The sequence below is a fragment of the Gordonia sp. PP30 genome (assembly GCF_023100845.1).
Lineage (GTDB): Bacteria > Actinomycetota > Actinomycetes > Mycobacteriales > Mycobacteriaceae > Gordonia.
Genome location: NZ_CP095864.1, coordinates 3391584 through 3416964, shown reverse-complemented (window position 1 = coordinate 3416964; position 25381 = coordinate 3391584). Strand labels below are relative to the sequence as shown.

At 67.7% G+C, this 25381-nt stretch carries 28 protein-coding genes and 2 pseudogenes; 7 read left to right on the top strand and 23 right to left on the bottom strand.

Annotated features, from left to right (window positions below):
* Positions 1-36 precede the first annotated feature (36 nt).
* The 19 genes from MYK68_RS15820 to MYK68_RS15730 all read right to left on the bottom strand — a co-directional run bounded on the left by MYK68_RS15820 (position 37) and on the right by MYK68_RS15730 (position 15411).
* A complete protein-coding gene (locus MYK68_RS15820; protein ID WP_247864717.1) occupies positions 37-327 on the bottom strand; it encodes a hypothetical protein in 291 nt (96 codons plus the stop codon).
* A 97-nt stretch (positions 328-424) separates the two neighbouring features.
* A complete protein-coding gene (locus tag MYK68_RS15815) occupies positions 425-1030 on the bottom strand; it encodes a helix-turn-helix domain-containing protein (RefSeq protein WP_247864716.1) in 606 nt (201 codons plus the stop codon).
* The gene (locus tag MYK68_RS15810; RefSeq protein WP_247864715.1) at positions 1027-1425 is read right to left on the bottom strand and encodes a hypothetical protein; all 399 of its coding nucleotides are present in this window, start codon (positions 1423-1425) and stop codon (positions 1027-1029) included. Before MYK68_RS15810 ends, MYK68_RS15815 begins: the two co-directional genes overlap by 4 nt.
* A gap of 50 nt (positions 1426-1475) precedes the next feature.
* Positions 1476-1835 carry a hypothetical protein gene (locus MYK68_RS15805; RefSeq protein WP_247864714.1) on the bottom strand — a complete coding sequence of 120 codons (360 nt, stop codon included), beginning with the start codon at positions 1833-1835 and terminating at the stop codon, positions 1476-1478.
* A 417-nt stretch (positions 1836-2252) separates the two neighbouring features.
* Positions 2253-2603: a hypothetical protein gene (locus tag MYK68_RS15800; RefSeq protein WP_247864713.1), complete on the bottom strand. Its 351-nt coding sequence runs from the start codon at positions 2601-2603 to the stop codon at positions 2253-2255.
* A 220-nt stretch (positions 2604-2823) separates the two neighbouring features.
* Positions 2824-3003, bottom strand: coding sequence for a hypothetical protein (locus MYK68_RS15795; RefSeq protein ID WP_247864712.1), 180 nt, complete (start codon positions 3001-3003; stop codon positions 2824-2826).
* A gap of 75 nt (positions 3004-3078) precedes the next feature.
* Positions 3079-4392 (bottom strand): ISL3 family transposase, encoded by a 1314-nt coding sequence (locus tag MYK68_RS15790; protein ID WP_247864711.1) that lies wholly within the window; start codon positions 4390-4392, stop codon positions 3079-3081.
* Between the two features lie 169 nt (positions 4393-4561).
* Positions 4562-4762, bottom strand: a complete 201-nt coding sequence (locus MYK68_RS15785; RefSeq protein ID WP_247864710.1) for a hypothetical protein — start codon at positions 4760-4762, stop codon at positions 4562-4564.
* Between the two features lie 107 nt (positions 4763-4869).
* Positions 4870-5751: an MBL fold metallo-hydrolase gene (locus MYK68_RS15780; RefSeq protein WP_247864709.1), complete on the bottom strand. Its 882-nt coding sequence runs from the start codon at positions 5749-5751 to the stop codon at positions 4870-4872.
* Complete coding sequence (locus MYK68_RS15775) at positions 5748-6815, bottom strand: acetamidase/formamidase family protein (RefSeq protein WP_247864708.1); 1068 nt, start codon at positions 6813-6815, stop codon at positions 5748-5750. The genes MYK68_RS15780 and MYK68_RS15775 overlap by 4 nt, the downstream gene beginning before the upstream one ends.
* Positions 6812-7264: a cupin domain-containing protein gene (locus MYK68_RS15770; RefSeq protein WP_247864707.1), complete on the bottom strand. Its 453-nt coding sequence runs from the start codon at positions 7262-7264 to the stop codon at positions 6812-6814. The genes MYK68_RS15775 and MYK68_RS15770 overlap by 4 nt, the downstream gene beginning before the upstream one ends.
* Positions 7261-7998 carry a cysteine hydrolase family protein gene (locus MYK68_RS15765; protein WP_247864706.1) on the bottom strand — a complete coding sequence of 246 codons (738 nt, stop codon included), beginning with the start codon at positions 7996-7998 and terminating at the stop codon, positions 7261-7263. The genes MYK68_RS15770 and MYK68_RS15765 overlap by 4 nt, the downstream gene beginning before the upstream one ends.
* On the bottom strand, positions 7995-8786 hold the full coding sequence (locus MYK68_RS15760) for a creatininase family protein (RefSeq protein ID WP_247864705.1): 792 nt from the start codon (positions 8784-8786) through the stop codon (positions 7995-7997). Before MYK68_RS15760 ends, MYK68_RS15765 begins: the two co-directional genes overlap by 4 nt.
* A 17-nt stretch (positions 8787-8803) precedes the next feature.
* On the bottom strand, positions 8804-9679 hold the full coding sequence (locus MYK68_RS15755; RefSeq protein ID WP_247864704.1) for an ABC transporter permease: 876 nt from the start codon (positions 9677-9679) through the stop codon (positions 8804-8806).
* The gene (locus MYK68_RS15750; protein WP_247864703.1) at positions 9676-10452 is read right to left on the bottom strand and encodes an ABC transporter ATP-binding protein; all 777 of its coding nucleotides are present in this window, start codon (positions 10450-10452) and stop codon (positions 9676-9678) included. Before MYK68_RS15750 ends, MYK68_RS15755 begins: the two co-directional genes overlap by 4 nt.
* Positions 10452-11810, bottom strand: a complete 1359-nt coding sequence (locus tag MYK68_RS15745) for an amidohydrolase family protein (protein WP_247864702.1) — start codon at positions 11808-11810, stop codon at positions 10452-10454. The genes MYK68_RS15750 and MYK68_RS15745 overlap by 1 nt, the downstream gene beginning before the upstream one ends.
* A gap of 46 nt (positions 11811-11856) precedes the next feature.
* The gene (locus MYK68_RS15740) at positions 11857-12894 is read right to left on the bottom strand and encodes an ABC transporter substrate-binding protein (RefSeq protein ID WP_247864701.1); all 1038 of its coding nucleotides are present in this window, start codon (positions 12892-12894) and stop codon (positions 11857-11859) included.
* Between the two features lie 49 nt (positions 12895-12943).
* On the bottom strand, positions 12944-13654 hold the full coding sequence (locus MYK68_RS15735) for a FadR/GntR family transcriptional regulator (RefSeq protein ID WP_247864700.1): 711 nt from the start codon (positions 13652-13654) through the stop codon (positions 12944-12946).
* A 203-nt stretch (positions 13655-13857) separates the two neighbouring features.
* The gene (locus MYK68_RS15730; protein ID WP_247864699.1) at positions 13858-15411 is read right to left on the bottom strand and encodes an AtzH-like domain-containing protein; all 1554 of its coding nucleotides are present in this window, start codon (positions 15409-15411) and stop codon (positions 13858-13860) included.
* A gap of 101 nt (positions 15412-15512) precedes the next feature.
* On the opposite strand from MYK68_RS15730, the gene MYK68_RS15725 reads away from it, so the two are divergent.
* The 4 genes from MYK68_RS15725 (at position 15513) to MYK68_RS15710 (ending at position 18429) form a co-directional block, all read left to right on the top strand.
* A complete protein-coding gene (locus MYK68_RS15725) occupies positions 15513-16022 on the top strand; it encodes an ureidoglycolate lyase (RefSeq protein WP_247864698.1) in 510 nt (169 codons plus the stop codon).
* Complete coding sequence (locus MYK68_RS15720) at positions 16015-17031, top strand: LLM class flavin-dependent oxidoreductase (protein ID WP_247864696.1); 1017 nt, start codon at positions 16015-16017, stop codon at positions 17029-17031. The genes MYK68_RS15725 and MYK68_RS15720 overlap by 8 nt, the downstream gene beginning before the upstream one ends.
* A 53-nt stretch (positions 17032-17084) precedes the next feature.
* Positions 17085-17717, top strand: a complete 633-nt coding sequence (locus MYK68_RS15715) for a YoaK family protein (protein ID WP_247864694.1) — start codon at positions 17085-17087, stop codon at positions 17715-17717.
* Between the two features lie 73 nt (positions 17718-17790).
* Positions 17791-18429, top strand: a complete 639-nt coding sequence (locus MYK68_RS15710) for a GntR family transcriptional regulator (RefSeq protein WP_247864692.1) — start codon at positions 17791-17793, stop codon at positions 18427-18429.
* A gap of 27 nt (positions 18430-18456) precedes the next feature.
* Here the strand turns inward: MYK68_RS15710 and MYK68_RS15705 are convergent, their stop codons facing one another.
* Positions 18457-19683 carry a pyridoxal phosphate-dependent aminotransferase gene (locus MYK68_RS15705; protein ID WP_247864690.1) on the bottom strand — a complete coding sequence of 409 codons (1227 nt, stop codon included), beginning with the start codon at positions 19681-19683 and terminating at the stop codon, positions 18457-18459.
* Positions 19684-19789: 106 nt separating this feature from the next.
* On the opposite strand from MYK68_RS15705, the gene MYK68_RS15700 reads away from it, so the two are divergent.
* Positions 19790-21205, top strand: a complete 1416-nt coding sequence (locus tag MYK68_RS15700) for an aminotransferase-like domain-containing protein (RefSeq protein ID WP_247864688.1) — start codon at positions 19790-19792, stop codon at positions 21203-21205.
* 186 nt (positions 21206-21391) lie between these two features.
* Here the strand turns inward: MYK68_RS15700 and MYK68_RS20850 are convergent.
* Positions 21392-21865, bottom strand: a pseudogene (locus MYK68_RS20850) (amidohydrolase family protein); the annotation flags it as partial.
* Between the two features lie 530 nt (positions 21866-22395).
* On the opposite strand from MYK68_RS20850, the gene MYK68_RS15690 reads away from it, so the two are divergent.
* A complete protein-coding gene (locus MYK68_RS15690) occupies positions 22396-23187 on the top strand; it encodes a helix-turn-helix domain-containing protein (RefSeq protein WP_247864687.1) in 792 nt (263 codons plus the stop codon).
* A 41-nt stretch (positions 23188-23228) separates the two neighbouring features.
* Here MYK68_RS15690 and MYK68_RS15685 read toward each other — a convergent pair.
* Together MYK68_RS15685 and MYK68_RS15680 are read right to left on the bottom strand one after the other, a co-directional pair.
* Positions 23229-24229, bottom strand: a pseudogene (locus MYK68_RS15685) (IS481 family transposase).
* 97 nt (positions 24230-24326) lie between these two features.
* On the bottom strand, positions 24327-24680 hold the full coding sequence (locus MYK68_RS15680) for a VOC family protein (protein ID WP_247868078.1): 354 nt from the start codon (positions 24678-24680) through the stop codon (positions 24327-24329).
* A 102-nt stretch (positions 24681-24782) separates the two neighbouring features.
* On the opposite strand from MYK68_RS15680, the gene MYK68_RS15675 reads away from it, so the two are divergent.
* Positions 24783-25376 carry a hypothetical protein gene (locus MYK68_RS15675; protein WP_247864685.1) on the top strand — a complete coding sequence of 198 codons (594 nt, stop codon included), beginning with the start codon at positions 24783-24785 and terminating at the stop codon, positions 25374-25376.
* The last annotated feature ends 5 nt before the right edge of the window (positions 25377-25381 follow it).

Genomic DNA, 25381 nt, shown 5'->3' with positions numbered 1-25381 from the left:
GCCGGGGCGTTCCCGCATTCAGGGCGTTGACCCTGGTCAGAAAGTAATGCGGGGGACGACGACGGAGCCGTCGGCGTCCACGATTCCGCGGTCGTCGACGCTCATGGCGGCGAGGATGTCGGCCTGGCGGTTCTTCATCCAGCTCATGCGGTCGCCGTCGATCGGGCTGTCGACGTCGACCTCGTCGAGGACGCGGCGCTCGGCCTGGGCGTTGGCCTGCCGGGCGGCGTTGAAGTCGAAGCCGGCGGCGAGGCGGTCGACCTCGGCGTTGATCCGCTCGCGGGCGGCCTGGCGGCTGATCTTGATGGCTTCGCGGTCGATGCTCATGGTCTTTGTCCCTCCTGGGTGGGTCTGGGGCTGATCCCCTTGACCCGATACCCATAGTCTACCACCTAAATTAGGAGGTAGCAAGAGGGCGGGGAGATCAGTCCTCGACGGTCCGCAGCCGGACGGTCGGCTGATTGGCCGCGAAGCGCGCCGCAACATGCAGCCACCACCGCGCCGGCCACGCCCGATACTCCGGGTGCGCGGCATGGAAATCGTCATCCCCGCGGTACACGTCGATCGACGTGAAGCGGTCGAAAGCCCAGTCGTCCTCCAGTTTCCCGAGTGCGGTCTCGGTCATCCCCCAGAGGTCGTCGGCCCGCTCGCGGATCTGCTCCGGGATCGCGACCGTGCCCGACTCGAAATCACGCAGCGTCCGCGGATTCAGGCGCCCGCCGCGCTGATTGCGCAGCAGGGCCGCCATCTGGTCCAGGCTGAGGCCCATGCGCTCCCGCACGGCCCGCAGCTCCGACGGGTCCATGCGATCTTCGCCGCTGATCGGGTGCGCCATGATCCCCGAGTCGGTCCCGGCATCCTTCAGGACGTACAGGCCGCCCCTCGTATCTCCGTCCCAGGTACGCGCCCTGCCGCCCTCGCGCGGCACCACCAGGTCGTGTGCGACGCGGGCCGTGCGCGGCTGGTCAGAGATCTTCACGTCGTAGGTCTCGTCGCGCACCGGCCAGAACACCCGGACGGTGCCGCTCACAGGATCACCCCCGACGACGCCAGCACTCGCCGGGATTCGAGCCACGCGGCGTCATCCAGGACCATCGCATCCCGCACGGCGTCGGCGCACTCGTCGGCGAGGTCGTGGTCCTCGGCCCATCCCGTGAGGTGCTCAGTGGTGATGTCACCGCCGCCGACCAGATAGCCGGCAGTGAGGGCTTCGGCGTACACCGATTCGGCGTGGGCGGCGACCTCGACCTGCCTGGCGGCGACGTCGAGCTCGGCGCGCAGCAGCGCAGAGTTGGACACGCTCGTCCGGGCCGCGTATCCGGCGGCGATGTCGGCGAGGCGCTGCGCTGCCCGCTGGCGCCGCCCTTTCGCGCCTTCGTGGAGTCGGCGGACCCGCGTGCGGGCGATGTCGAGAGTGATGGTCATCGGATTCTCTTCCTGGAAGCTCGGGAGGGGTGGTGGTCCGGCAGCCGGATTTAGGCGTTGTCCCAGATCTGGCCGTTGACGCCGTACGAGCGGCCGATCCGGTGCGCCTCCTCGGCGGGGGACACGAGGCGCAGCTTTCGTGCGGCCGGACGGGCCGGGGCGGGGCCCGCGATGGCTTCCTGAATCTTCGCGGCGGCGACCTTCTCGGCCTGTGCCGCGGCGAGCTGATCGGCGGCGGCGGCGGCCTGCTCGGCGCTGGAGTACTTGGCGTATTCGTCGCGGCCGGACGCGATCTCGTAGACGCGCCAGCAGTTGCCGACCTTCTTGCCGCGGAGTGTGCGGGCCGGGTCCCAGCAGATCCCGTACAGGGCGTTGATCTTGTGGTTGCGGTCTTTGCTGTACTCGCTCATGGTCTTTGTCCCTCCTGGGTGGGTCTGGGGCTGATCCCCTTGACCCGATACCCATAGTCTACCACCTAAATTAGGAGGTAGCAAGAGGCGGTGTGCGATACGTCCATGGGCGTGTGGCCCCAGGCCACAGCTCCGGTGAAACTCCCAGGTCGCCGGATCACGCTCCCGCCCGCCCGGAATACGCTCCGCGCAGGTCAGCGCGCGAAACGCCCACCATAGAAAGGGGTTCGAGTCCCCTTAGCTCCACAGATGGGAAACCCGCTCTGACCTGTGTCGGAGCGGGTTTCTCGTTGGCTAGGCCATGTGGCTGAAGGCTCGGAGTTGGCTAACTGTTGGCTACCGCTTCCGAAAGGACGGCCGACGCCGCCGCCAACCGCTCGTCAGACACCCGGCCGTAGGACCGCCGTCGTCATCCGCTCACTGTGCCCATGCCACGACGTCCGCAGCCACGCCCGCCGCCCTCATGCGCGACACCGACGAGTGCTGGACGTTCCGAAGGGTGATCGCCGGGAGCCCGGCCGCGTCCCGCAACTCGACGAACAGCCGGGAGTACTCGCGGACCGGGAGCAGTCGCCCGTCCTCCCGAGACATCAACAGGTCACGCTCGCCCAGCGGGTCGCCGACCGCCATACGCTCCCGCAGGTGCGTGCGCCTCATGGCCTTCACGATCGCCAATTCCCGAGCCGGGACTGCGGGCACCCACACCGAACGGACCGTCTTGGGGTCGCCGATCTCCTCGCGGCCGTTCAGGTCCACCCGTGCGCGCACGATCCGCAGTTCTCCCGCGTCTAGATCGACGTCGGCCCATCGGAGTCCGGCGACCTCCTCGCGCCGCCGCCCGAGAAATGTCAGGGCGAAGCAACCGCCACGCCGGGGGGATTCAGTGACCGATTCGTGTGCGAGAGCGCACGAGGTGATAGCGGATTCTGGTGGTCGCTGACAGGCGAGAACGCCTCGAAGCCATCAACCGGCTCAGCGACGTCGGTCGCTACTCGTCGGTGCCGAACGCCTCACGTACCGCTACGCGCTGCAGAGCCTTGAGCTGATCGGCTTGGCGGTCGGCCTGCAGGTCGTAGGCGTTGAGCTGCCGGCGGATGTCGTCATCTTCAATATGGAGCGCCAGGCCAAGTTCCCACATGGCCTTCTTGGCGAGGACGAGTGAACGCATGGCCTCCAGGGCAAGCGCGCGGCGTACAGGACCGCGGAACGGGCGGAGGGTGTTGATTAACCGGCTCTTCGCCTTTCAGAGTGCGTTGATGTGTTCGGCGAGCTGACCGGAGTGCAGGAGGGATCGCAAGATGTAGTGGTCGAGGTTGCGGAAGCCCTGGGCGATTCCGCGGAGGTGTTCGAGGCGGCCGTTGATGGCTTCGACGGGTCCGTTGGAGACTCCGGTATCGAAGTAGGCCAGGATGTCGGCGCGGCGTTTCCAGAGACTTCGCCCGAGTTGGGCGAGTTCGGCTAGCCCGGCGGGGAGTCCGGTCTGGATGCGTTTGAGGACCTTCCACATCAGTTTCTTGCCCTCGCGGCGCTGCGGGTGCTGGTAGGCGGCGATCAGCTGCTGATACACCTGGTAGGTGATCTCGACCGCGACGTGCGCGTCATGGCTGGTCAGCGACTCGTACAACCGGATCTTCTGCTTGGCGGTGAGCAACCCGGTACGGGTGTGCAGGATCCGGCGGATCGTGTACAACGGGTCACCGGCGCGTCCGCGGTGCCCGCATGTCTGCTGCTGAACGCGTTGGCGGCACAGATCGAGCTTGTTTCCGGCCAGCGCGACGACGTGGAACGGGTCCATCACGACCCGGGCGGCGGGGAGTTCCTGGCTGGTGGCGGTCTTGTAGCCGGTGAATCCGTCCATGGCCACGACTGTGATCCGGTCGCGGAATCGCTGGTCACGAGTGTTCATCCAGTCTTTGAGGACCTGCGCTGACCGGCCGCCGATCATGTCCAGCAGCCGAGCCGGGCCGGTGCCCTCGACCACGGGCGTCAAGTCGATCAGAACGGTCACGAAGCTCGGGTCTCCTTGTCCGCGAACGTGTTTCCACTTGTGCTCATCGACGCCCAGGTGCCGTACACCGTCGAGGTGGCCGCCGTCGTAGACCAGGGCCCGGGCCGCACTCACGGCGATCGCGTTGACTGTCTTCCACGCCAGGCCCAGCGCTGTGGCCACCGCTTTCACGCTCATCTTGTCGATCGCGATGCGTTGCAGGATCCAGCGTGTGGTCCGGGCGGTGACCACGGCCCGGGGCGCGGCGACATGATCGATCCCGCCGCGGAAGATCGTTCGTGGGCAGTCGCTGGTACGGCACACGAACCGGGGCACCGCGACATGCAGAACAACAGGATGGCCGCTGATCGGCACATCAGTGAGCACGCGGTCGGCGTGATCACGCAGGTCGCCGGCGATCTGACAGCCCGGACAATGCCGATCGGCCTGCAGCACCCGGCACCACAAGTGCGTGCGGCCGCGGGCATCGACAGCGGCGCCGGTGATCGTCACCCCCAGCTCGACGGTTCGGCAGATCGTGTCAGCAACATCGGCAGTAAGCTCGCTCATGGGTCCTGTGGCGTGAAAATGGGTGTGTAGGAACTTCCATCTTCACACCCAGGACCCGCCTACATCTTGTGCCCACGCCCGGTCAGCCCAGATCCCACCTACGCACTCTCAGAGTTGAAGAGCCGATTAACCGGCTGAGTGTCGCGGTGAGTCCGAACACCGGGTAGGTCTAGACCTCGGTGAGGCGGCTATTGGTGCCAGCCCAGCGCCTGGCGAAGGCGACCTCCTCTGCGAGCTCGTGCGGAAGATCATCGATGGCGCCGTGGGTCCAGGGGTCGTCGGTGAGGCTCTCGGCGAGGCGTATGCCGCCGCTGGCTCCGACGAGGTGGATCCGTACGTACATGGCCAATGCTTCGTTAGTGGCCCCCATGTCTTGACGGTAGGCAGCCTTTTCCGCGGTGTCGACATCGCAGGATCCAGGGCCGGGCGGGGCGCTGTAGCGGTGAAGCCGCGGGAGCCTCGGATGAGCGGCCGCCGCTAGAGCGTGGTGGCTGGGCTCCCGGGGACGGCGGTGAGGATGGCGAAGCCGTTGCCGTCGACGCGCCGGACCGGCCGGCCCTGCGGCCCCTCGACGACCACACCGATATCCGGGTCGCGGACGACGGCGGCGAATCGAGCAGCGACGTCCCGTACGAAGTCGGGTCCCGCATCCGCGACCAGGTTGTGGCCGACGAAGGCCGTCGTCACGTCGAGTGCGGCGAGTCGAGCGAGGGAGGCGGCGAACGTCGGCACATCGCTGTCGGTCAGATGCGCCCAGTAGGTGGTGGTCAGGAGAGTGTCTCCGCAGAACAGCGCTCCGGTGTCGCGCTCCCACAGGCAGATCGAGTCGGGAACATGTCCGGGCGTGTGAAGGACGGTGAGGCTCCGCCCGCCCAGATCGATCACGTCGCCGTCATCGAGGAATCCGGTCGGTTCGGTGGCCGGTATCCTCCAGCTGCTCAGGTCCGGGATCGGGCGCATGGTGAGATCGTCCGGGGTGAGGAAGAACTTGATCTTGTCGAGATCCCGCAGTGCGGTGTACGTCGTGTACATCGACTTCGCCGACTCCGCGTATGCCGCTAGCTCCGCCGGCTCCACGGCTCCGTACAGTCCCGAGCCGGACGGGTGCGCCAGGAAGTCGACGGCGGGCACATGCTGATTGCCGCCGCGATGGTCCAGATGGTGGTGCGAGTTGACGACGACCAGGGGGAGATCGGTGAGTCCTCGCACCGCCTGTGAAATGTCGTCGATACCCAGCCCGGTGTCGAACAGCAGCGCCCTCTCCTCACCCACCACGAGGTAACTGTTCACGTGGCAGGGCTCGGAGATCAGATACACCCGGTTCGGGTACTGGCGCACCGCGAACCAGTCCCCGGTCACGACCACTCCCGGAAGTCGTCCTTGCGGATGACGGTGTGGCAGCCCTTCACCTGATCGACGACCTGAGAGATCCGGACGTCGGCCGCCGCAGACAGGTAGGCATAGGCGAGGCCGGCGGGAACCCCGTACCGGTGCTCGATGAGCTCCAGTGCGCCCCGGACGCTGTCGCGGCATGCCTCGTCGAGGTCGGCGTCGAGCCCGATCGCGATGAGTAAGTCGCTGGTCTCGGCGAACGGACGGCCGTTCGCGGTCGACGCGCCGCCCGGGACCACCTCGACTCGGAGGGTGCCGCGGAGAGGGGCCTCGAACGCGGTGAGTGCAACCTCGCCGTCGCCCTGTGCATAGTGCGGGTCGCCGACGTACAGCAATGCATCTGGCACCTGCACCGGCAGAAACAGCGTGGATCCGACGCCCAGGTGCGTGATGTCGAGGTTGCCGCCGTAGAGACCCGGAGGCACCGAGTTGGGGCGCACCCCGTCCGCCGATGCGACCCCGGTGATCCCGAGGAACGGGCGCAGCGGGAACCGGATCGCGCGTCCGCCACCGGCGAACGCGGATTCGTCCTGCACCATCGGGAGACTGCCGACGTCGCCATTGGCGAGGCAGAACACACTGGTCACGTCCTCAGCGGGGAACCTATCGGGCAGCGCGCCCCTGCCGTGCCGTGACGACACGATGCCGTAGTCGGCGCGCCGGACCAGATCGATGACGGTGACGGCCAGCAGGTCGCCCGGCCGTGCACCGGGGACCGCGATCGGCCCAGTGACGACGTGCGGCCCTGCGCCGGCCGGGCGGCGGCCCGACTCTGCGATATCGATCGCATCGGGCAGTACCTGGCTTTCCGGGACGCCGAAGCGAGCGAAGAACGCGCGTGGGTCGCTTCCCTGGTCGGGCAGGATTCCCTCGTGACTGACGGTGTCGATGGTGATGACGTCGCCGGGGTTGACCGAGGTGACCGGGGTGTCGGACGCGCACGGCAGCTCACCGAGCAGGACGGTGTCCGGGGTCGACCGTAGATACCCGCCGGCGAGATCAGCCCGGGCATCGATCATCGTGCTGCTCACTGCCGACCGATCCCGGTCTCGGCTGCGGTGGCCAGCACCGCCCGGTCGTCGTCGGTGAGCTCCACGGGAACGCCGCGAAGAATCATGTCTTCGAATCCGCCGTCGCTCTCCATGACCGTGACGGTGTACATCTTCTCAGTGTCGGAGGTGTTCACGATGTGGTGAACCGAGCCCTTGGGCAAGACGAGCACCGTGCCGGGGTTCAGGGCGGCGATGTGCTCGTCGCTGTGCGCGATCCCGGACCCCTTCAGCACGACGAAGGTCTCGGTCGACTCCGGGTGACTGTTGTCGGGTTGAGAGCCGCGCGGATCCCAGATCTCGAAGCACACCGTCGATCCCGACCCGGACGTGGCCGGGCCGGACAGCACCGTCAGAGTCACGGTGTCCTCTGGCGAGATCTTGTAGGCGGTCAGATCTCCGATGTGGTTCAGGGTGGGTGCGGTACTCATGATTCCTCGATTCCGGTCACCATCGCCGCAAGACGGGTGGTGAATCCAAAGCATTGGCGAACGTTGTAGACGGTGGCGTCCAGGCAGTACGGCGGCGACGTGGTGGCGACGGCGTCCTCCAGGAGGACGACGTCGTAACCGAGGCACGCGGCGTCGGCAAGTGTCGCGTAGACGCATTGGTCGGCGTTCACTCCGGCGAACAGGAGTGTGTCCACGCCCAGGTTGCGCAGGATCGAGTCGAGTTCGGTGTCGAAGAACCCACTCATCCGATACTTGTCGACGTGCAGATCGGTGGGGGCCGGCACGAGTCGGTCGGTGATGGCCGCGCCCCAGCTCCCCTTGGTCAGCACGGCATCCGACCTGCCGACCTCGTCGCCGATCCCGCCCCCGCCGCCGTCGGGATCGTAGACGTGGAGTACCCCGGGCGGCAGATTCGCCTTGTCCGGGCGATTGCCCCAATTCACCCACAGCACGGGCACCCCCGCCGTGCGCAGCACCGGCAGACCCGACACCAATCTGTCGGTGGCCGCATCGGCGGCTGATACGTCGACGCCGATATGGTGAAGCCATCCGCCCTCACTGACGAAATCGTTCTGCATGTCGATCACCAGGACCGCCGTGCGGGCGAGGTCGACAGTGATCTCAGCGGGCTCGGCCGGCACCGTCAGTTCGATGACGGGACGGACCGGACGGCGCAGATCTGCGTGACCGCGGGTCAGCGTCCAGACGTTCACGACGAGGTCCGATCGGGAAAGGCGAAGGCCTTGACCTCCAGGAGCGCTTCGGCGAGCTGTCCTGCCGCCGAGTCGAGGATCGCCTTGCCTGCCACGGCGTTGGCCTCGGTCGGGTCTCCGATGGTGCCCGAGTCCGAAAGATCGTCGGTGAGCCAGGCAGTCGGCAACACCCCCTCCAGCGTGAGGTGGGTGAAGCCGTCGAAGGCGGCGGCCGCCTGCTGACCGTCGGCGAACGCTCGGTCGTGGTGAACCAGGTCCGGGGCGATCGCCATCATCAGCGATGTCTCCCCGAAGCCGCCGTGAATGTCGAAGGCGTCGCCGCCACCGATGTCGTGCCGCGACGGGAATCGCATCGGCATCACCGGGAAGACCTCCAGACCGGTCTCGTACCGGATGTCGCGAGCGACGACGTCGAGCAGACTCGGCTGCCCGCCGTGGCCGTTGACGAACACGAGTTTGCCGAACCCGCTTGCCGCCAGAGACTTCCCCAGGTCCATGCAGACGGCCATCAGGGTGGCCGCGGACATCGCGACCGTGCCGGGACGCCCGAGGTGTTCGGTCGATTTGCCGTAGTGCAGAGTTGGCAGCAACCAGATGTTGGAGTCGTCGGGCAGCGATTCGACGGCCGCCTCCGCGATCACCTCGGCATGCATCGCGTCGGTGATCAGTGGCAGGTGCGGTCCGTGCTGTTCGACAGCGCCGATCGGCTGGACCACTACCGCGTTTTTCTTGTCGATGGCGTCCACATCCGTAGTGGTGAGGTGCGCCAGTCGGTAAATTCGTGTCATGGGTGGTTCTCCTTAGGTCACTCGTCGTCGGGCAGTGCGGACTCGTGCCAGCGTCCGAGCAGCGCCTTCTCCGCCAGGGCGACCGCACCGAACAACAGGAGCGACACCACGCTGGCCATCACGACGGCGACGAACAGCTGCGGGGTCCGCAGCTGCACGGCGCTCTGCGTGATGATGTAGCCGAGGCCGCCGTCCCCACCGCCGACACCGGCGACGAACTCGCCGACGATCGCGCCAATCACCGATGAACCGGCAGCGATGCGCATGCCGGTAAGGACCGACGGCGAGGCCCCCGGCAACCGGAGCGAGAACAGTGCGGCCGTCGGCGAGGCGCCGGCCATCGAATAGAGCTGCACCAGGTTGCGGTCGATGGACTTGAGGCCGTGGAGGGTGTTCGCCGCGACCGGGAACAGCGCGATCATCGCGCCGACAAGCATGTTGGTCGCCTTTCCGGGGCCGATCCAGACCACGAACAGCGGCGCGATCGCCACGATCGGGATGGTCTGCAGCACGATCAGGTACGGATAGAGGCCGCGTTCGGCGATATTCCATCGGGCCATCACGAGCGCGACGGCGACACCGACCGCAGTCGCCACGAGGAATGCGAGGTATGACTCCTGCATGGTGACCCACGTCGGTCCGAGGATGGAGGTCCGTTCGTTCCACAGTTCGCTCACGAGCGTCAGCGGCGACGGGAGCATGTACCCGGGCACATCGAAAAGGACGATGATTAGTTGCCAGAGCGCGATGAAGGCGACGAAAGCTCCGATCGGGGGCAGCAGTCGCGATAAGCGCCGGGCCGTCGATCGCCTGGATGCCGTGGAAGTGGCGTCGCTGCGGGGACGCGTGTTGATTCGGCGAGCGGGCAGGGTGAGTGCGTCGATGACAGTCATTCGCGGAAGCTTCCTAGCTTGATGGAGATTTCTTGTTGAAGGGCGCGCAGCGCCGGTTCGTCACGCTGAAATCCGGGATCGAGCGATGGTGGGCTGGGGGAGTCGATTATTTCGACGATGTGACCAGGCCCGGTGTCCATCAGCGCAATCTGATGGCCGAGTGTGCATGCCTCGTAGATGGAGTGTGTGATGAAGAGGACGCCGAACTGCTTCTCTCGCCACAGTCGGAGGAGTTCGCTGCCCATCTTCTCCCGATTGAATTCGTCGAGCGCCGCGAACGGCTCATCCATGAGCAGGAGTTCGGGCTCGCTGGTGATCGATCGAGCGAGTGAGGCGCGCATCTTCATGCCGCCCGACAGTTCCCGGGGATAGGATCTCTCGAACCCGTCGAGGCCCACCATCGCGATGGCGTCCGTGGCCCGCTTGCGTCGCTCCTCGCGGGGCACCTTCTGCAGTTTGGCGACCAGTTCGACGTTCGCGCGGATGGTGCGCCAGGCCAGCAGGGTCGGATCCTGGAAGACATAGGACAGCCGCTCGGTGGCGCGATACACGGTCCCGGAGGTCGGCTCGGTCAGGCCGGCCGCCATCCGAAGCAGTGTCGTCTTCCCGCAACCCGAGGGTCCGACGAGGACCGTGATCTCGCCGGGAGACATATCCAGGTCGATCGGGGCGAGCGCGCGAAAGCCGTTGCCATACACCTTCTCTGCCGCTTCGAACCGGACGAGGGCGTCCTCGATGTCGGGGCTCGGTGCTTCTTTCATCGATGCAGTCATCAGTTCACCGCCGTGTACTCGTGGTTGACGATTGCCGCGCGACGCTGCTGCAGCGATCGGTGGATGTGGTGCCGGTCGGAGGAGAGGACCTCGCCGCCGGCCACGACCTGCAGGCCGTCGACCCAGACACCGTCGACGTCGGCCGGGGACCCGGCGAACACCAGGGCTTTGCGCAGGTTCGATGAGCCCGAATAGCCGGGAGATTCGATATCGAGACTCACCAGGTCGGCGAGATAGCCTTCCCGGATCGCACCGATACTGCCGGAGAGTCCGACTGCCCGGGCCCCGCCCTCCCAGGCCATGTCCAGGGCCGCGACCTCGTCGAGGAGTCCGGCGTCAAGGGTGCGGAGTCGGTCGGCGAGCACCGACCACTTGACGGCCTCGAACATGTTCTGCCCGTTGTTGCTGCCCGGACCGTCGCACCCGATGGCCACCGGGACCCCGGCAGCACGCAGATCCGACACCGGTGCGGGTCCGGATGCCAGGTAGGCGTTGGACGTCGGGCAGGTGACCACTGTCGCGCCCGCGGCCGCGATGATCTCCAGTTCGTGTCTGTCGAGCCAGACGCAGTGCACCAGTTGCGTTGCAGGGGTCACGAGGCCGTGCCTGTCGAAGTACGGGACTTCACGCTGGCCATGCGTGGCCAGGGTCGACATGACGCTCGCGCGAGTCTCTGCGCAATGGGCGTGCAGGCCCATTCCGGTGTCGGCGAGGAGGCCGCCGACCCGTGCGCAGAGCTCCTCGCTGGCGAGCCATGTGGTCTGGATGGCGGCCTCGCAGCGGATCCGGCCGGAGGCGGCCCCGTTCCATTCGCCGGCGAACCGGGTCAGCTGGTCGACGTAGACGTCGATCCCTTCGAGCCTGGAGGCCAGGCGGCCGGTGGGGTTGCGATCGATTCCGCCGCGGGCGATCAGTCCTCGGATTCCGGTGTCGGCGAAGGCTCGGGCGACGCTATCGGTGTTGTGTGGGTGTTGGTGAACGTACTGGTTTTCCAGGACGGTCGTCACTCCCGACCGGAGGTTCTCCAGTAGTCCCGCTGTGGCGGCGAGGTACATGTCTTCCGGCTGCAGGGAGCTCAGAAACGGCCCTATGTCGTTGTCGAGCCAGTCCTCCAGGCACTGAGTGGTGTGGATTCCGCGCAACATCGCTTGAAAGAGATGGCAGTGAGCGTTGATGAAACCCGGCATGAGTGCATGCCCGGTCGTGTCGACCACGGTGTCCGCGGCGATCAGGGTCTCGTGAGCGGCTCGGCCGTGGCCGACGGCAGTGATGACACCGCCGTCGGCCACGACGTATCCCTCGGTCAGTTCGCTGTGGGCGTCGATGATGACGGCGCCGCCGGTGAAGACCGTGGTCATGGCGAAAGGTTCCTTGTCGACTCGTCGGGGAGGGGGCTGGCGCGTGTCAGCCGGCGGGGATCGGTGGGAGGTCGGTCGGCGCCGCGATCTGCGGAAGCAGTGACGCGTCGTAGACGTCCGACGGCTTGACCTCGTGCTTGATCTGGTCGAGCTTGCGCAGCTGATCCAGGAGGAGACTCCAGCGCGCTTCGGTCATCGCGCCGAGCTGGCGGGCGCCGTCGCCGGCGACGATGAACTTGCGCTGGGCGTCCCAGGCGAACCAGACCGACTCCTTGGACTGCTCCGAATTCGCCTTCAGGATCGCGTTGTTCGCGGCCGTCGCGGTGTCGATGTCCGCCAAGTAGTCATGCCACCCTTGAATGCTGGCTTCGAGGAAATCCTTCAGTTCCTTCTTGTGTGAGTCGAAATAGTCTTTCGAGGTGAAGAGCACATCGTTATAGGGATTGAAGCCCGACTTCGAGTACGGAATGAAGTTGACCGGCACACCCTGTTCCTCGGCCTGCCGTACCTCGTTTGTTGGCCAGCCCTGCTGAAGCAGAGACGGGTCGTGCAGGAAGGACGCGATAGAGCCCTGATACTGGACCGTTTTCAGCGGAACACCGAGTTCTTTGTCCAGCCACACCGGGTACAAGGCGCCGGCCTGGCTGACCAGGCTGCGTCCTTTCATCTGCTCGAACGAGGTGATGTTCTGGTCCTTGTGTGACAGGACGCCGACGGGATTGTCCTGGTACATCGCGGCGATCGCCACGATCGGAATACCCTGCTGCTGTGCCGCGACCACGCCGGCGGCGTCGGTGTGCCCGATCTGTGCACGGCCGGAGGACACGAGCTGGGTGGCCGACACCTGGGGGCCGCCCGGCTGCAGGGTGACGTGCAGACCCTTGCCTGTGTACATGCCCTTCTCCTGGGCGGCGAAGTAGCCGCCGCCCTCAGGGTCGGCATACCACGGGAGGACCACGGTCATGCTCTTGCCGGAGCCGGCCGAGTCGTCACCCGAACCGCACGCGGTGAGGCCCAGTGCCAGCGCTGCGGCGACACCGGCGACCGCGGCGCGCTTCCAGCGTTCGCTGAGGTTGGATTTCATCGTTCTTCTCTCTCCAATGGGGGGTGATTTATGGGCGGGGGTCGGGTCGTCAGAACGACGGATGGTGCCGGCGGGTCATTGCGGCGACCTCGGAAAGGTGCTGAACCATGGCCTTTCGCGCGGCGTCGGCGTCTCGCTTGCGGAGTCCTTCGTAGATGTGCTGATGGCCGGAATGCGAGAGGCTCCGCGATGCGGCGTCGGCGTGGGACAGGGTCCGCGTCGACTCGGTCCACTCGTTGGCCAAGCTGCCTAGGGCGATGAGGAGGCGGTTCTGCGATGCCTGCGCCACGAGCATGTGGAAGGCGATATCGAGCCGCATCGACTCCTCCTGGTCCAGCGGCGCGGTGGTCGCTTGGAGAACCTCCTCGAGAGCGATGAGCGTCGAGTCGGTGATCCGGGTGGCGGCCAGTTCGGCTACGCGGGGCTCGATGGTCTCGCGGAGCTCGGCGACGTCCCGGAGCGTCCGTTCGGCTTCGGACAGGCGCTCGTACAGGTCGACGTTCCAGGCGGCGGATTCTGCGACGATGGTGCCGCGACCCGGCCGGCGGGCGATCATGTTCTTCACTTCCAACTCGTGCATGGCCTCACGGAGCGACGCCCGGGATACTTCGAACTGCGCGGCCAGTTCACGCTCGGAGGGAAGTCGTGTCCCCGGGGCGAGGTCGCCGGTGGATATCAAACGCTCGAGATAGGCGACGATCTCGGATCCGACCGACGTCGATCGCCGAACGAATCCGGTGAGCGGAGGCATTTCCGTCATCGCTTACACCGTCTTTCTGGTCGGCTTCGAGTTTCTTTTTCTGGCTATCGGAGGTGATTGGTCTGACCATCCGACAGGACTGACTATATTCCTGTCTGACAGGTTGCGATACCTATATAAGGGTTCTGCAATAAGGTCTTTACGGCGCGTAACAGGCGAGAAACAGAAAGGCCGCTCTGAGCGATCCGATTTCGCCGGTCGGCTCAGGTCAGGATGGCAGCGATCTGTTCGCCGAAGCGCGGTAGTGCCCGATCGTGGCCAGGTGATCCGACTGCGGACAAGCCGACCGGGAGGCCCCCGACCCACAGCATCGGCATCGAGAGTGCGGGTCGGCCTGCGGCGCTGGCGAGGCAGGTGAGGTGAAGCGTGGCGGCGCGGGCCCGTTCGGCGGTACCGTCGCCGGCAGCCGGCGCAACGCTCGAGGTGCTCGGCAGCAGCAGGACCGTCCCTGTCCCGAGTGTGGTCGCAAGCCGGTCACGGAACCGGTTGAGTCCGCGCCGCGCCGCGCCGGCGTCGGTGAGCGTGACGCTCGACGCGTCGCGGAACCGTCCGGCGACGTCGGTCGCGACCGCCCTCGGATGTTTGGTGAGGAAGCTGCCGTGGGTCTGCCAGGCCTCGTAGGCCTGCAGCGTCCGGAACGCGCTGAACACGTTGTCGTAATCGGCGCCGAGGACATCGCGCTCCTCGACCGGTGTGCAGGCGCCGATCGATTCGACCGCCCGCTCGAAAGAGCGGCGGACATCCGGATCAGCGTAGGCGAGGAGCGCGGAGTCGACGACGACGGTAATGATCTCGGTCGCCTCAGATTCGGGAAGGAGCACATCGGCGGCGCGGGTGAGGGTGGTCAGGTCGCGTGTGAGGACGCCGACCGTGTCGAAGGATGGGGCCAGCGGTAGCAGCCCGCCGGTGTCGACTGCCCCGTGCGTGGGTCGCAGTCCCCAGAGTCCCTGGTATGAGGCCGGGACGCGGATCGATCCGGCGGTATCGGTGCCCAAGCCTACATCGACCTGGCCGGAACTGACCGCCACGGAAGGCCCGCTGGTGGAGCCTCCCGGAATCCGGCCCGGGGCCGCCGGGTTCTCCGGCGTGCCGTAGTGCGGGTTTGTTCCGCCGAGGCTGTAGGCGAGTTCGTCTGTATGCGCGAGCCCGGTCACGGTCGCGCCGGCGGCGAGTAAGGCGTCCACGGCGGCGGCATTGCATTCCTCGATGGGCGCCTGCTCCAGGTAGGCGGGAGTGCCTCCGCCGATTCGTTCGCCTGCGAGGGCGAACAGGTCTTTTACCGCGACGGTCAGTCCGGTGAGCGGACCGGTGCCGGTCGCGGCCGCTAGTGGCGCTCCCACTTTTCGCCAGATTCGAGAGTCGCGCGGAGCTCCGGCGCTGACGTGGGCGTAGGCGATTTTCCAGCCGTCGGCGGTGTTCTTCCAGACCTGGGATTGCAGCCCGGGGGCGCCATCAGAGCGGCATGTCTCGGCGAGCACTACGCACAGGTCGTCGCCGAGTTCGCGCACGTGAACGTCGACGACGCGGCGTGCCGGCGCGCCGCTGGTCCGGGCGGCTCGGAATCGTGCGATCGCGTCGTGGCCCTGCAGCACCGCCTCGTGGTCGGCGCGGATCGTCTTATCGCCGGCGAGGAACAGGTCGTCGAGCGCATCGACGTCGTTGTCCATGAGTGCGGTCTCGTAGCGCCAGAAGGCGTCGAGCAACCCGTTGGTGGTGACTGCTGCGACCGGGCCGGCGACGTCGATTCTGAGATTCATGTCTCCACGATGGACCTTGATTGTTTCGGCGATATGACGGCCCGGTTGACCTGTCAGACATGTGCTAGCGTCGGCGTCTACGACCGATCGAGAGGTGCGCCATGACCAGGACCGAACCCAGGGCCATTCCGGTCCGACCACTGACCGAAGCCGCGTTCGCGCAGTTCGGCGAGGTTCTCGCGGCTGTTCCCGACGGGGAGTCTCCCCGACCCGGCGAACGGCTGCTCGACCTGTCGGGCGGGCTCCCACGTTTTTACGTGATGGCGCTGCACGACCGTCCTGCGCGCTTGACCGCCGTGACCCGCCACCGTCGAGTGACACAGGTGCTCGCTGCCGTCGGCGGGACGGAATGGATCCTTGCTGTCGCGCCGCCAGGCGATCCGGACGATCCGGACGCCCGTCCGGACATCGATGACATCGCCATGTTCCGGGTTCCCGGCGATGTCGCGGTCCTTCTCCTGCGCGGCACCTGGCATGCCGGTCCGTTCTTCGGGCCGTCTGAAATGGCGTTTTTCAACCTCGAACTGGACGACACCAACCAGGCCGACCACCAGACTCATGCATTCGGTGTCGAGCTGATCGCCGCGCCGGGAGGAGACGTCGATGAATGACGAGCTGCCGGTCGGCCTGCTCTACCAGATGTGGGAGAAGCCCGAGGTCAGCACGGCCGAGCTGATCGACCGCGCGCTTGCGGAGTTTCGGTTCGCCGAGTCCCTCGGCTTCGATGCGGTCTGGGTGGGTGAGCATCACTTTGTTCCGCGGGGGCGCAGGTTCTACGGCCGGGTCCCTCACCCGGAGATGCTGGCCGCGACGGCCGCCGCCACGATCGGGCGGATGCGGTTCGGCACCGGGGTGAAGGTGATCCCCGATGTCGCGGCGACTCGCGCGGCTGAAGAAATGTGCATGCTCGACACGTTGACCGGCGGCCGCGCCGAATTCGGTCTCGGCCAGGGCACCGGCTACTCCGGCGTCGAGCGGATCCGCCGCCAGGAGGTCTATCGCAGTCACGTCGACGAGATCCTGGAACTGCTCGACGGCTCCACCGCGCCGGACCTGCCGAAGCTGACCTTCGACGACGGTGAGCGTGTTCGCCGGAATATCTGGGTGGCCTGCCGGGATGAGCTGTCGGTGACGCACGCCGCGCGCAACGGCCTGAACTTCGTCGTCGGGCAGGCGGAGACCGGTGCCGCACAGGCGGGGCACATCCGCCGCTACCGCGAAGCCGGCGGAACCGGCGGCGTGCGAGGTGTGCGCGCCGTGATGATCGCGGACTCGTGGGACCAGGCGTGGCGCGACTTCGAGGGCGCATTCGACCTGTACGCCACGATGAGCAGTGGTTCGGAGGGGCGGTATGCCCAGGAGGCGATCGCGGCCGGCTTTCTGCCGGAGAACCCGGACACCGTCCCGGCGAAACTCCGCCAGTCGAATGTCGTCCTCGGGTCGCCGGCCCAAGTCGCCGAGGAACTCAGGGCGTACATCGAGCTCACCGGCATTGACCGGCTGGACCTGCTGGTGCAGTTCCCCGGTCTCTCCACCGCAGCGACTCGCCGTTCACTGGAACTGTTCGCCGCCGAGGTCTGGCCGCAGATATCGCCGGCCCTCAGTGGCTGCGGCACGTGAGGGTCGCGTCGGGGGTGCGTCGGCGCGAGCTCCCGGACACGATGGTGTCGCTGATGGTCGCGCTGACCTTCGTGACGGGCGTGGTCGACGCCGTCGGCTACCTCGCGCTGGACAGGGTCTTCACCGGGAACATGACCGGCAACGTGGTTATCTTCGCGATGGCGGCGGCTGGCGCCGACGGACTGCCGATCCTCGGACCCGCCTTCGCATTGCTGGCCTTCACCGGAGGCGCATTCGGCACCGGGATGGCCCTGCGGAACGCGACGTCAGCGTGGAATCGGCTGAACACGGCGCTGCTAGGCGGCGGCGGAGTCCTACTCGCGGTTCTCGGAGGAGTCTTGGCGGCGGTCGGTACCGACGCCGAGCTCGTCCGGGTCGCGGTGAGCGCGGCCACCGCGGCAGTGATGGGGGAACAGGCCGCGGTGGCTCGCAAGCTCGCGATTGCGGACATGACCACCGTCGTCGTGACATCGACTCTAACCTCGCTCGCGTCGGAGACGATGGTGGCAGATCGGTTTCGGAGTCTGTGGCACCGTCGCGCGGTGGCGATCGTCGCGATCGGCCTCGGTGCGCTGGTCGGGGCGCTGCTGCTGCGGGTCGGGCCGGAGTGGCCGATGTTCGTCGCAGCCGGCCTCTCTCTCGCCGCGGCGGGCGCCGGACATCGTGTTAGTGTCCGGCATGGCTAACACCGAGAACCTTCGCGGGTTGGGGGATCGACTCGTGGACGTGTGGCGTAGGGCGGCCGAGTCCGGGACCCCGATGCCCGGGGAACCGACCCTGGTCGCCACGTTGGCCGCGTCGCGCCCGGCGATCAGGGAGGAATTGGTGCGCCTCGAGGAACGTGGCTACATTCGCCGGCGCAAGGGGGCCGACACGGTAGTCAACCCCCGCATGCTCGACGTCTCCGCGCGTATCGATCAGAAGATCGATCGCTCTGAGCTGATCGCCTCCACGGGCGCCGAGGCCTCGACCGCGGTGCCCGATGCGCGGATCGATATCGTCACCCCGGAGGAGGCTGCACAGTACGAGGTTCCTGTCGGCGCCCGCGTCCTGCGCTACACGAAGGTGTGGTCGGCCGATGGCGTCCCGGTGATCCGCGCCGATGACAACGTGGTTCTGCGCCCGGGCGTGGCAGAAGAGGACGCCGACGCGACGCAGCCGGTATTCGAGATCGCTAAGATCGCAGGTGCCGGCCCGATCGAGTGGGAGATCGTCTACCCGACCGCGTTGGCGGTCAGCCGGCGCGACGCGGAACTGCTCGGCCTCGTCGAAGGTGGTCCCGCCCTCTCTCTGGAGTCGGTGGGTGTCGCGCGCACCGGTGTCACGGCGTATTGGGCCTCCGAACTCCATGCGACCAATGCGTTCCAGCACACGGTGATTCGTTCGGTCGGCAAGTAGTACGGAGGACCGGGCCTTCCGCTCCTCTTAACGTCGCCGACGGTCGAGGTATCCGGCGATCGACTCGACCGCGCGTTCCAGGACCGGCGCCTCGGGCAGGCAGACGATCCGGAAATGGTCCGGTTCGGGCCAGTTGAAACCGGTGCCGTGGGTTACCAATATGTGCTCCGATCGCAGGAGATCGAGCACGAACTTCTCGTCGTCATCGATGCCGAAGAGTTCGGTGTCGATCCGGGGGAAGCAGTAGAGCGCTCCGCGCGGCGGCACGCAACTCACTCCGGGGATGGCGTTGAGCGCCTCGGAGGTCAGTGCGAGCTGCTTCTCCAGGCGCCCGCCGGGATCGACGATGCCGGCGGGCAAGGGCGAGCCGGGCAGGCCGGCGCCGAGGGCCAGCGGTATCGCGTGCTGGCCGGCGCCGTTCGGGCAGATGCGCATGTTGGAGAGCAGGGTGAGGCCTTCCAGGAGGTCACCGGCGCGATGGACCGGACCGGTGGCGACCACCCAGCCGGCGCGATACCCGCAGACGCGATACGCCTTGGACAGGCCACCGAAGGTCAGGCACAGGACGTCGTCGCCGGCGCGAGCGGCGTGGTGATGGCGGGCGTCGCCGAAGACCAGTTCCTCGTAGATCTCGTCACTGAGCAGGACCAGCCCGTGACGACGGGCGATGTCGGCCATCCCGCGGACGGTCTCCTCGCTGTACACGGCGCCGGTGGGATTGTTGGGGTTGATGATGACCAGTGCGGTGGTCTTCGGGGTCACCTTGGACTCGATGTCGTCCAGTGACGGGTTCCAGCCGTTCGCCTCGTCCGCCCGGTAGTGCACCGGCACGCCGCCGGTCAGGTTCACCGCACCGGTCCACGTCGGGTAGTCGGGCGCGGGCACCAGGATCTCGTCGCCGGGGTCGACCATCGCCTGCAGGACGAGCGTGATGAGTTCACTGACCCCGTTGCCCAAGAACACCTCGCCCGCCGACACGTCGGCCACGCCGCGGCGCCGATAGTGGTCGGCGACCGCCTCGCGAGCGGCGGGAATCCCGCGCGAGTCCGAATACGCCTGTGCGGCGTCGAGGCCGGCGGCGACGGCCGTCACGATCTCCGGTCGCGCCTCCAGCCCGAACGGGCGCATGTTCCCCAGATTGAGGCGCAACACGTCGTGCCCCTCCTCTTCGAGGCGCATGGCCTCGGTGAGGATCGGACCGCGAACGTCGTAGCGCACGTGCCGTAGCCGTGCGGACTGTCGAAACATCGTCATGCCCGCTATTTCACCGCCATAGTGGCGAAGACAGAAGATCCACTATCGCCGATTTCGTAGGACCACTTGGCGGATCGGTCACGACCTGTCGGCCTATGCTTGCGTCATGGCCCGCACGACCCGTGCCGAACCGCTGGTTCTCGACGACGTGTCGGGAACCGCCGATCTGGTGAAAGCGATCGTCGACGGCATCGCCGGTGGCGCGCTCGCCGACGGGGATCGGCTTCCGTCGACCCGCACGCTCGCCGCGCAGGTCGGGCTCTCGCGGGGCACCGTCGTCCGCGCGTTCGACGAACTCGCCGCCGCCGGCTTCGTGGTCGCCGCCCACGGCTCCGGTACGCGGATCAGTGCGGGGGCGTCGCAGGCGGCTCGCGCCGGGGCACGGACCCGGGGCGGCGACGATGAGGTGGCGGCGCCCGCGATCGAGCCTCGTCAGGGACGGTCACGTCGCGACCTGCGCCCGGGGATCCCCGACGCGGAGCTGGTGGATGGACGGGCCTGGCGCCGGGCGGTCCGGACGGCCGCGGGCCGGGGTCTCGCCGGGCTGAATCCGTGGGAGGAGCCGAGCCCGGGGCTGCGGGCGGAACTGTCCGGGCATCTGCGCCGGCATCGGGGCCTCGTCGCCGCGGACCCGCTGCTGTTCGACAGCTCGCGGTCGGCGATCGCCGCACTGTGCGCCGCGTTCGTCGCCGACCGGCCGGACGCTTGCATGACGCCGTTCCACGTGGAGGACCCCGGGTACCGCGGGGCCCTGCTCATGGCGCGGGAGCAGGGGCTCGACGTCCGCTTTCAGCGCGCCGACGACGACGGTTTCCGCGTGGCCGATCTCGGTGACGAGCCCGGGGTCGTGTTCACCACGCCGGCGCACCAGTATCCGCTCGGCCACCGGATGAGCGTCGAGCGGCGGGTGGCGCTGGTCGACTGGGCGCGGCGGACGGGCTCACTGGTGATCGAGGACGACTACGATGGCGAGTTCCGCTACGGCGTCGCGCCGCTGCCCGCGCTGGCGACTCTGCCGGGGGCCGCCGAGCACGTCGCCTATGTCGGTACCTCGTCCAAGTCGCTATCGCCGGATCTGCGGGTCGCGTGGTGCGTGCCGCCGGCCGCGCTGCGCCGATCGGTCGAACGGTGGCTGGCCGTGCACCGCCGCGGACCGTCGTCACTCCCCGCCGATGCGCTGGGAGAGTTCCTCGGCTCGGGGGCGATGAATCGCCATCTCGCCCGGGCCGCGCGGGTGTACAGCGATCGCCGGGCCCGGCTGGTGACCGCACTCCACCGGGAATGTCCCGGCCTTCCGGTGACCGGCGTGGAGGCCGGACTGCACCTCTGCGTGCTCCTCGCGGGGCACGACGACGAAGCGGTGGTCGACGCGCTCGATCGTGACGGTTGGCGCACACGGTCGCTGAGCAGTCAGTCGTCGGTGCACGCGATCTCCGGTCTGGTGCTGAACTACGCCCGGCTGAGCGCGCGCGACGCCGCGGAGTTCGCCGTGTCGTTGCGCCGCACTCTGCATGACCTGTGACGATCCACTGCGGACCACCTGCGGAAACCCCGCTTCGATCTGGATCGAAGCGGGGTTTCCTTGTGCGTTGTAGGTCGACCCGGTCGCCGTTCCGGCTGGCGACGACAGGCCGGCTGATCGGTAGCGGTCGAACACTCTCCGGGCGTTGCCGGAGTTGATCGCCGCGGCCTGCTCCGCGGTGAGCCCGGTCTCCTCGTCGAGGACGCGGGTGAACTCCCGGGATACCGCGGCCGATGCGTACGGGTAGTCGCTGCCGAACAGAATCCGCTCTGGGTCGGCGAACTCGGCGAACGACCCGAAGGCGTACCGCCCCGAGGAGAGCGCGGTGTCGAAATAGAACAGCCTGAACTGGGCGAGCAGCTCATCGGCCGTCGGTCCCTCGGGCTGCAGAGCGGGTTGGAGCTCGCAGAACCGCAGCACCGAGTACGGCACGAAGCCGCCGGCATGCGACAGGATGATCTTCACGTTCCGGTAGCGGGTGAGGACCCCGTTGAACACCATGTGCACGGCGTTGCGGGTGGTGTCGAACGGGTAGTCGACCAGCGGCCCCGGGATTCCGGGCAGGGGAGCGAGTGGGCGGGCCGGGTGCACGAAGACCACCGCGGAGCGGTCGTCGAGGACTCGCCACAGGGGTGCCAGAGCGGGGTCACCCAGGTACATTCCGTCGTAATTGGACAGGAGAACCACCCCGTCGGCGTGCACTCGTCGAGTGAGTACACGGCCTCGGCGGCGGCGGCCTCGACGTCCGGAAGCGGAACCGTGGCGAGGTTGCCGAAGCGGGGGCCGTGGTTCGCGACCAGACCGGCGGTGTACTCGTTCACGCGACGGGCGATGCCGGGGCGTTCCGCCGGGGACCACCCGGTGACGCTGGGCGCGGTCAGCGACAGCATGCTCGTTTCGATGGCGTTGTCGTCCATGAACCGCAGATGCGCGTCGGGACTCCAGGTCGCAGCGCCCAGCCCGACGGATCGCCGCCGTGCTCGGCCAGTGCTTCGCCCCAGAACGGTGGGATGACGTGGGTGTGGATATCGATTCGATTCGGTGTGTTCATGAAACCAGTCCGTCGGCGGGCCTCCGGGAGGGGAGCGATTCGTACCCCCTCGGAATCCGGAGATGCTCGCGCCCGTGACCGATCATGCGCCTCTTCACGCCTCCGGTATCCGGTGAATCGCTGCGATAGTGTGCAGGTCATGAGTGGTGCCCGCGACCCTCGACTCCGGGAATTGGGGGCCTTCCTCCGCGCCCGCCGAGCCGACCTGCACCCCGATGCCGCCGATCCCGCTGTCGGGCGCAGGCAAGTGGCCGGGCTCCGCCGCGAGGAGGTCGCCGAGCGGGCGTTCATCAGCCGCGAGTACTACACCAGGATCGAGCAGGGCCGGATCGCGCCCAGCCGCGCGACGCTCGACCAGCTCGTCGTCGCGCTGGCGCTTGACGACGATCAGGCCCGGTACGCGCGGCGGTTGCTCGCGGAATCGGGACAGGGTCCGCCGGCCGAACCGCGCCTGCGGGACCACGCGGTTCCGCCCGAGCCGATCGGCCGGCTACTCGTCGCGCTCGGCGGCCTCCCCGCAATGATGATCGGCCCAGGCACGTCCATCCTCGCCTGGAACGATGCGGCGGCCCGGATGTTCATCGACTTCGACAGGGTGCCCGTGGAACGCCGCACCTACGTGGATCTGCTGTTCGACGACGCCGTCTTCCAGAGCCGGTTCCGCGACCTGGACGCGATGCGGGACGTCGTGGTCGGTGTGCTGCGCTCCACCGCGACCGCACATGCGGGGGCCGACGCCGGCGCCGAGTTGGCGGACCGGAGTGTGGCGTTTCGGGAGCGCTGGCGACGGTTCGGCGTCGCACAGCCACGCCAGCAGCTCGGGATCCCGTTCCGGGACCCGGAATCGGGTGACATCGAGGTCGATCAACTCGTCCTCGGCCTGGAAGACCCGGCGCAGCGGTTACTGGTGTACCTGCGTTCGGGGGCCTGACCTCCGCGGGCGCTCGACGCGCGCGGCGCCGTCGGCGACGGCTAGCTGTACTTCCCCGTGAGGTTGTGAACGCGGGCTGAGGGGACGAGGCCGCCGATCCCGGTGTGGGGTCGGTGGTGATTGTAGTGGTGCAGCCAGTGCTGGTAGGCCGCTGCGCGTTCGGTGTCACTGGTGTACGGGGCGGCGTAGGCCCATTCGGCGGCCAGCGTCCGGTTGAAGCGTTCGACTTTCCCGTTGGTCTGGGGCCGGTACGGCCTGGTCCGCTTGTGCTTGATACTCGGGCCCAGGGCCGCGGCGAACACACGCGAGCGGTAGCAGGATCCGTTATCGGTCATCACCGCGGTCACGGTGACTCCGATCTCGGCGAAGAACGCGTTGGCCCGTTCCCAGAACCCTGCCGCGGTCTCCTTGCGTTCGTCATCGAGGATCTCCGAATACGCCACGCGCGAGTGGTCATCGACGGCGTGGTGCAGGTACCGGTAGCCCCGCGATCCTGCTGCGCCGCCGCGGGCAGCCTGGTCACGGTGCCGCCCGGCTCTGAGGTCCTGGGCCGAGCCGCGTCCATGGACCCGCCATCCGCCGCCGTCAGGGATTCGGCCGAGTTTCTTGATGTCGACATGGACCAGCCGGCCGGGACGGTCGACTTCGTACCTCTTGGGCGCGGCCGGCGCACCGGCAGCCCGGTGGCCTGGTCCAGGTGCGCCAGCGGCGGCATCCGGTACCGAGTCAGGACCCTGCCCACGGTCGAACGCGGAAGCCGCAGGTGGTAGGCGATGCGGTGTGGTCCCCAGCGGCGAGTGAACCGCAGACCGATGATCCGCCGCTCGGTGCGCCGGTTCAGACGCGTCGGACAGGTCTGGGGACGGGAACTACGGTCGGTCAACTCCTGACCGGCGCGGCACCTGTCGGCCCATCGCTTGGCCGTGGCCAGGGAAACCTGGAACCGCTGCGCTGCCCGCCGCAGCGGCCAACCGTCCTCGACGATCAGCACCGCCAGGCGTCGTCTGCCCTCCGGCGTCAAGGGTGCGTTAGCGTGGACCATGAAGACCTCCGTGGCTTGATGTCAGTGTGGTAACCCACATCCTGCCCGGAGGTCTTCACTTCACCTCAGATGTTCACAACGTGTCGGGGAAGTACAGCTAGCGGGGGAGCGGGCTGTAGAAGACCAGACCGTTGCCGTCCTTGTCGTACACGACGGCGCGGCGCTCGTGGGCGTCGTCGTACGGCGCGGTGACGATGCCGCCGCCGGCCTCTTCGATGGCCTTGGCGGCGCCGTCGACGTCATCGGTCTTGATACCCACGACCACCTGGCCGGGGATCGGATGGTCCACCTTGGTCGCGAGGGCGACGGTGATGCCGTTGCCGTCGAGGGCGGCGTAGTGGGCGCCGTCGCGGAACTTGAGGGTGAAGCCGAGGGTCTCGGTGTAGAGCTTGATCGATTCGTCGAGGTTCTCGGTGGACAGCAGGATCTGCCGGGTCTGGAATTCAGTCATCATCTACCTCCATGTAGGTGCCCTGACCGAAGGCTAGCGCGGCTCGCGGGGCGGCAGGAGGATTGGGGTCGCGCGGATCATTTCTTCAGCGGAGGGAGGGGCATGCCGGACGACGCCGGAGCGGTGCTGTGGTGGCTGCCGGTCGGGGCGGGCGGGCGCGTCGTCGTGCACACGAGCGGCTGGTGGGAGTCGTATAGCGCGTGGCGAGAGCACCGTCGGCCGGCGCCGCTGTTCCATGCCGCATTGGAGGTGACCGCTGGTGACACGCGGTACGTGATCGAGATGGCCCCGGCATGGGGCGGCCCGGCCGGCCCGCGCGGCGTGGTCGCCACCGGTCCGGTGGGTCTCCGGCCGCTCGGGGCGCTTCGATCGTTCCGGTACGAGGTGCGGTGCTGGCCGAACGGGGTGATCCCGGATCTGCGATGGGCGGTCGGCGGGCCGATCCGGCTGCCGATGCCGGGGGAGCGTGCCCGCCGCGTCGTCGACCGGGTGTCCGAGGTGCCCCGGTTGGTGTGGGGACGCGACGAATTCGCGATCGGCGACATGTGGAACTCGAACTCGCTGATCGCCTGGTTGCTGCTGACATCGGGAGTCGACGTCGCCCGGCTGCGTCCGCCCGGCGGTGGTCGTGCGCCGGGCTGGCGGAGCGGCCTCGCGGCGGGCGGCGATCAGGGCGCGGCGGCCGGGCAGATGTGAGGCAC

Coding starts and splice junctions, on each gene's coding strand:
- MYK68_RS15820 (WP_247864717.1), bottom strand. CDS start 327: ATGAGCATCGACCGCGAAGCCATCAAGATCAGCCGCCAGGCCGCCCGC.
- MYK68_RS15810 (WP_247864715.1), bottom strand. CDS start 1,425: ATGACCATCACTCTCGACATCGCCCGCACGCGGGTCCGCCGACTCCAC.
- MYK68_RS15805 (WP_247864714.1), bottom strand. CDS start 1,835: ATGAGCGAGTACAGCAAAGACCGCAACCACAAGATCAACGCCCTGTAC.
- MYK68_RS15795 (WP_247864712.1), bottom strand. CDS start 3,003: ATGCGTTCACTCGTCCTCGCCAAGAAGGCCATGTGGGAACTTGGCCTG.
- MYK68_RS15790 (WP_247864711.1), bottom strand. CDS start 4,392: ATGAGCGAGCTTACTGCCGATGTTGCTGACACGATCTGCCGAACCGTC.
- MYK68_RS15785 (WP_247864710.1), bottom strand. CDS start 4,762: ATGGGGGCCACTAACGAAGCATTGGCCATGTACGTACGGATCCACCTC.
- MYK68_RS15770 (WP_247864707.1), bottom strand. CDS start 7,264: ATGAGTACCGCACCCACCCTGAACCACATCGGAGATCTGACCGCCTAC.
- MYK68_RS15760 (WP_247864705.1), bottom strand. CDS start 8,786: ATGACACGAATTTACCGACTGGCGCACCTCACCACTACGGATGTGGAC.
- MYK68_RS15755 (WP_247864704.1), bottom strand. CDS start 9,679: ATGACTGTCATCGACGCACTCACCCTGCCCGCTCGCCGAATCAACACG.
- MYK68_RS15750 (WP_247864703.1), bottom strand. CDS start 10,452: ATGACTGCATCGATGAAAGAAGCACCGAGCCCCGACATCGAGGACGCC.
- MYK68_RS15745 (WP_247864702.1), bottom strand. CDS start 11,810: ATGACCACGGTCTTCACCGGCGGCGCCGTCATCATCGACGCCCACAGC.
- MYK68_RS15740 (WP_247864701.1), bottom strand. CDS start 12,894: ATGAAATCCAACCTCAGCGAACGCTGGAAGCGCGCCGCGGTCGCCGGT.
- MYK68_RS15735 (WP_247864700.1), bottom strand. CDS start 13,654: ATGACGGAAATGCCTCCGCTCACCGGATTCGTTCGGCGATCGACGTCG.
- MYK68_RS15730 (WP_247864699.1), bottom strand. CDS start 15,411: ATGAATCTCAGAATCGACGTCGCCGGCCCGGTCGCAGCAGTCACCACC.
- MYK68_RS15725 (WP_247864698.1), top strand. CDS start 15,513: ATGACCAGGACCGAACCCAGGGCCATTCCGGTCCGACCACTGACCGAA.
- MYK68_RS15720 (WP_247864696.1), top strand. CDS start 16,015: ATGAATGACGAGCTGCCGGTCGGCCTGCTCTACCAGATGTGGGAGAAG.
- MYK68_RS15715 (WP_247864694.1), top strand. CDS start 17,085: ATGGTCGCGCTGACCTTCGTGACGGGCGTGGTCGACGCCGTCGGCTAC.
- MYK68_RS15710 (WP_247864692.1), top strand. CDS start 17,791: ATGCCCGGGGAACCGACCCTGGTCGCCACGTTGGCCGCGTCGCGCCCG.
- MYK68_RS15705 (WP_247864690.1), bottom strand. CDS start 19,683: ATGACGATGTTTCGACAGTCCGCACGGCTACGGCACGTGCGCTACGAC.
- MYK68_RS15700 (WP_247864688.1), top strand. CDS start 19,790: ATGGCCCGCACGACCCGTGCCGAACCGCTGGTTCTCGACGACGTGTCG.
- MYK68_RS15690 (WP_247864687.1), top strand. CDS start 22,396: ATGAGTGGTGCCCGCGACCCTCGACTCCGGGAATTGGGGGCCTTCCTC.
- MYK68_RS15680 (WP_247868078.1), bottom strand. CDS start 24,680: ATGACTGAATTCCAGACCCGGCAGATCCTGCTGTCCACCGAGAACCTC.
- MYK68_RS15675 (WP_247864685.1), top strand. CDS start 24,783: ATGCCGGACGACGCCGGAGCGGTGCTGTGGTGGCTGCCGGTCGGGGCG.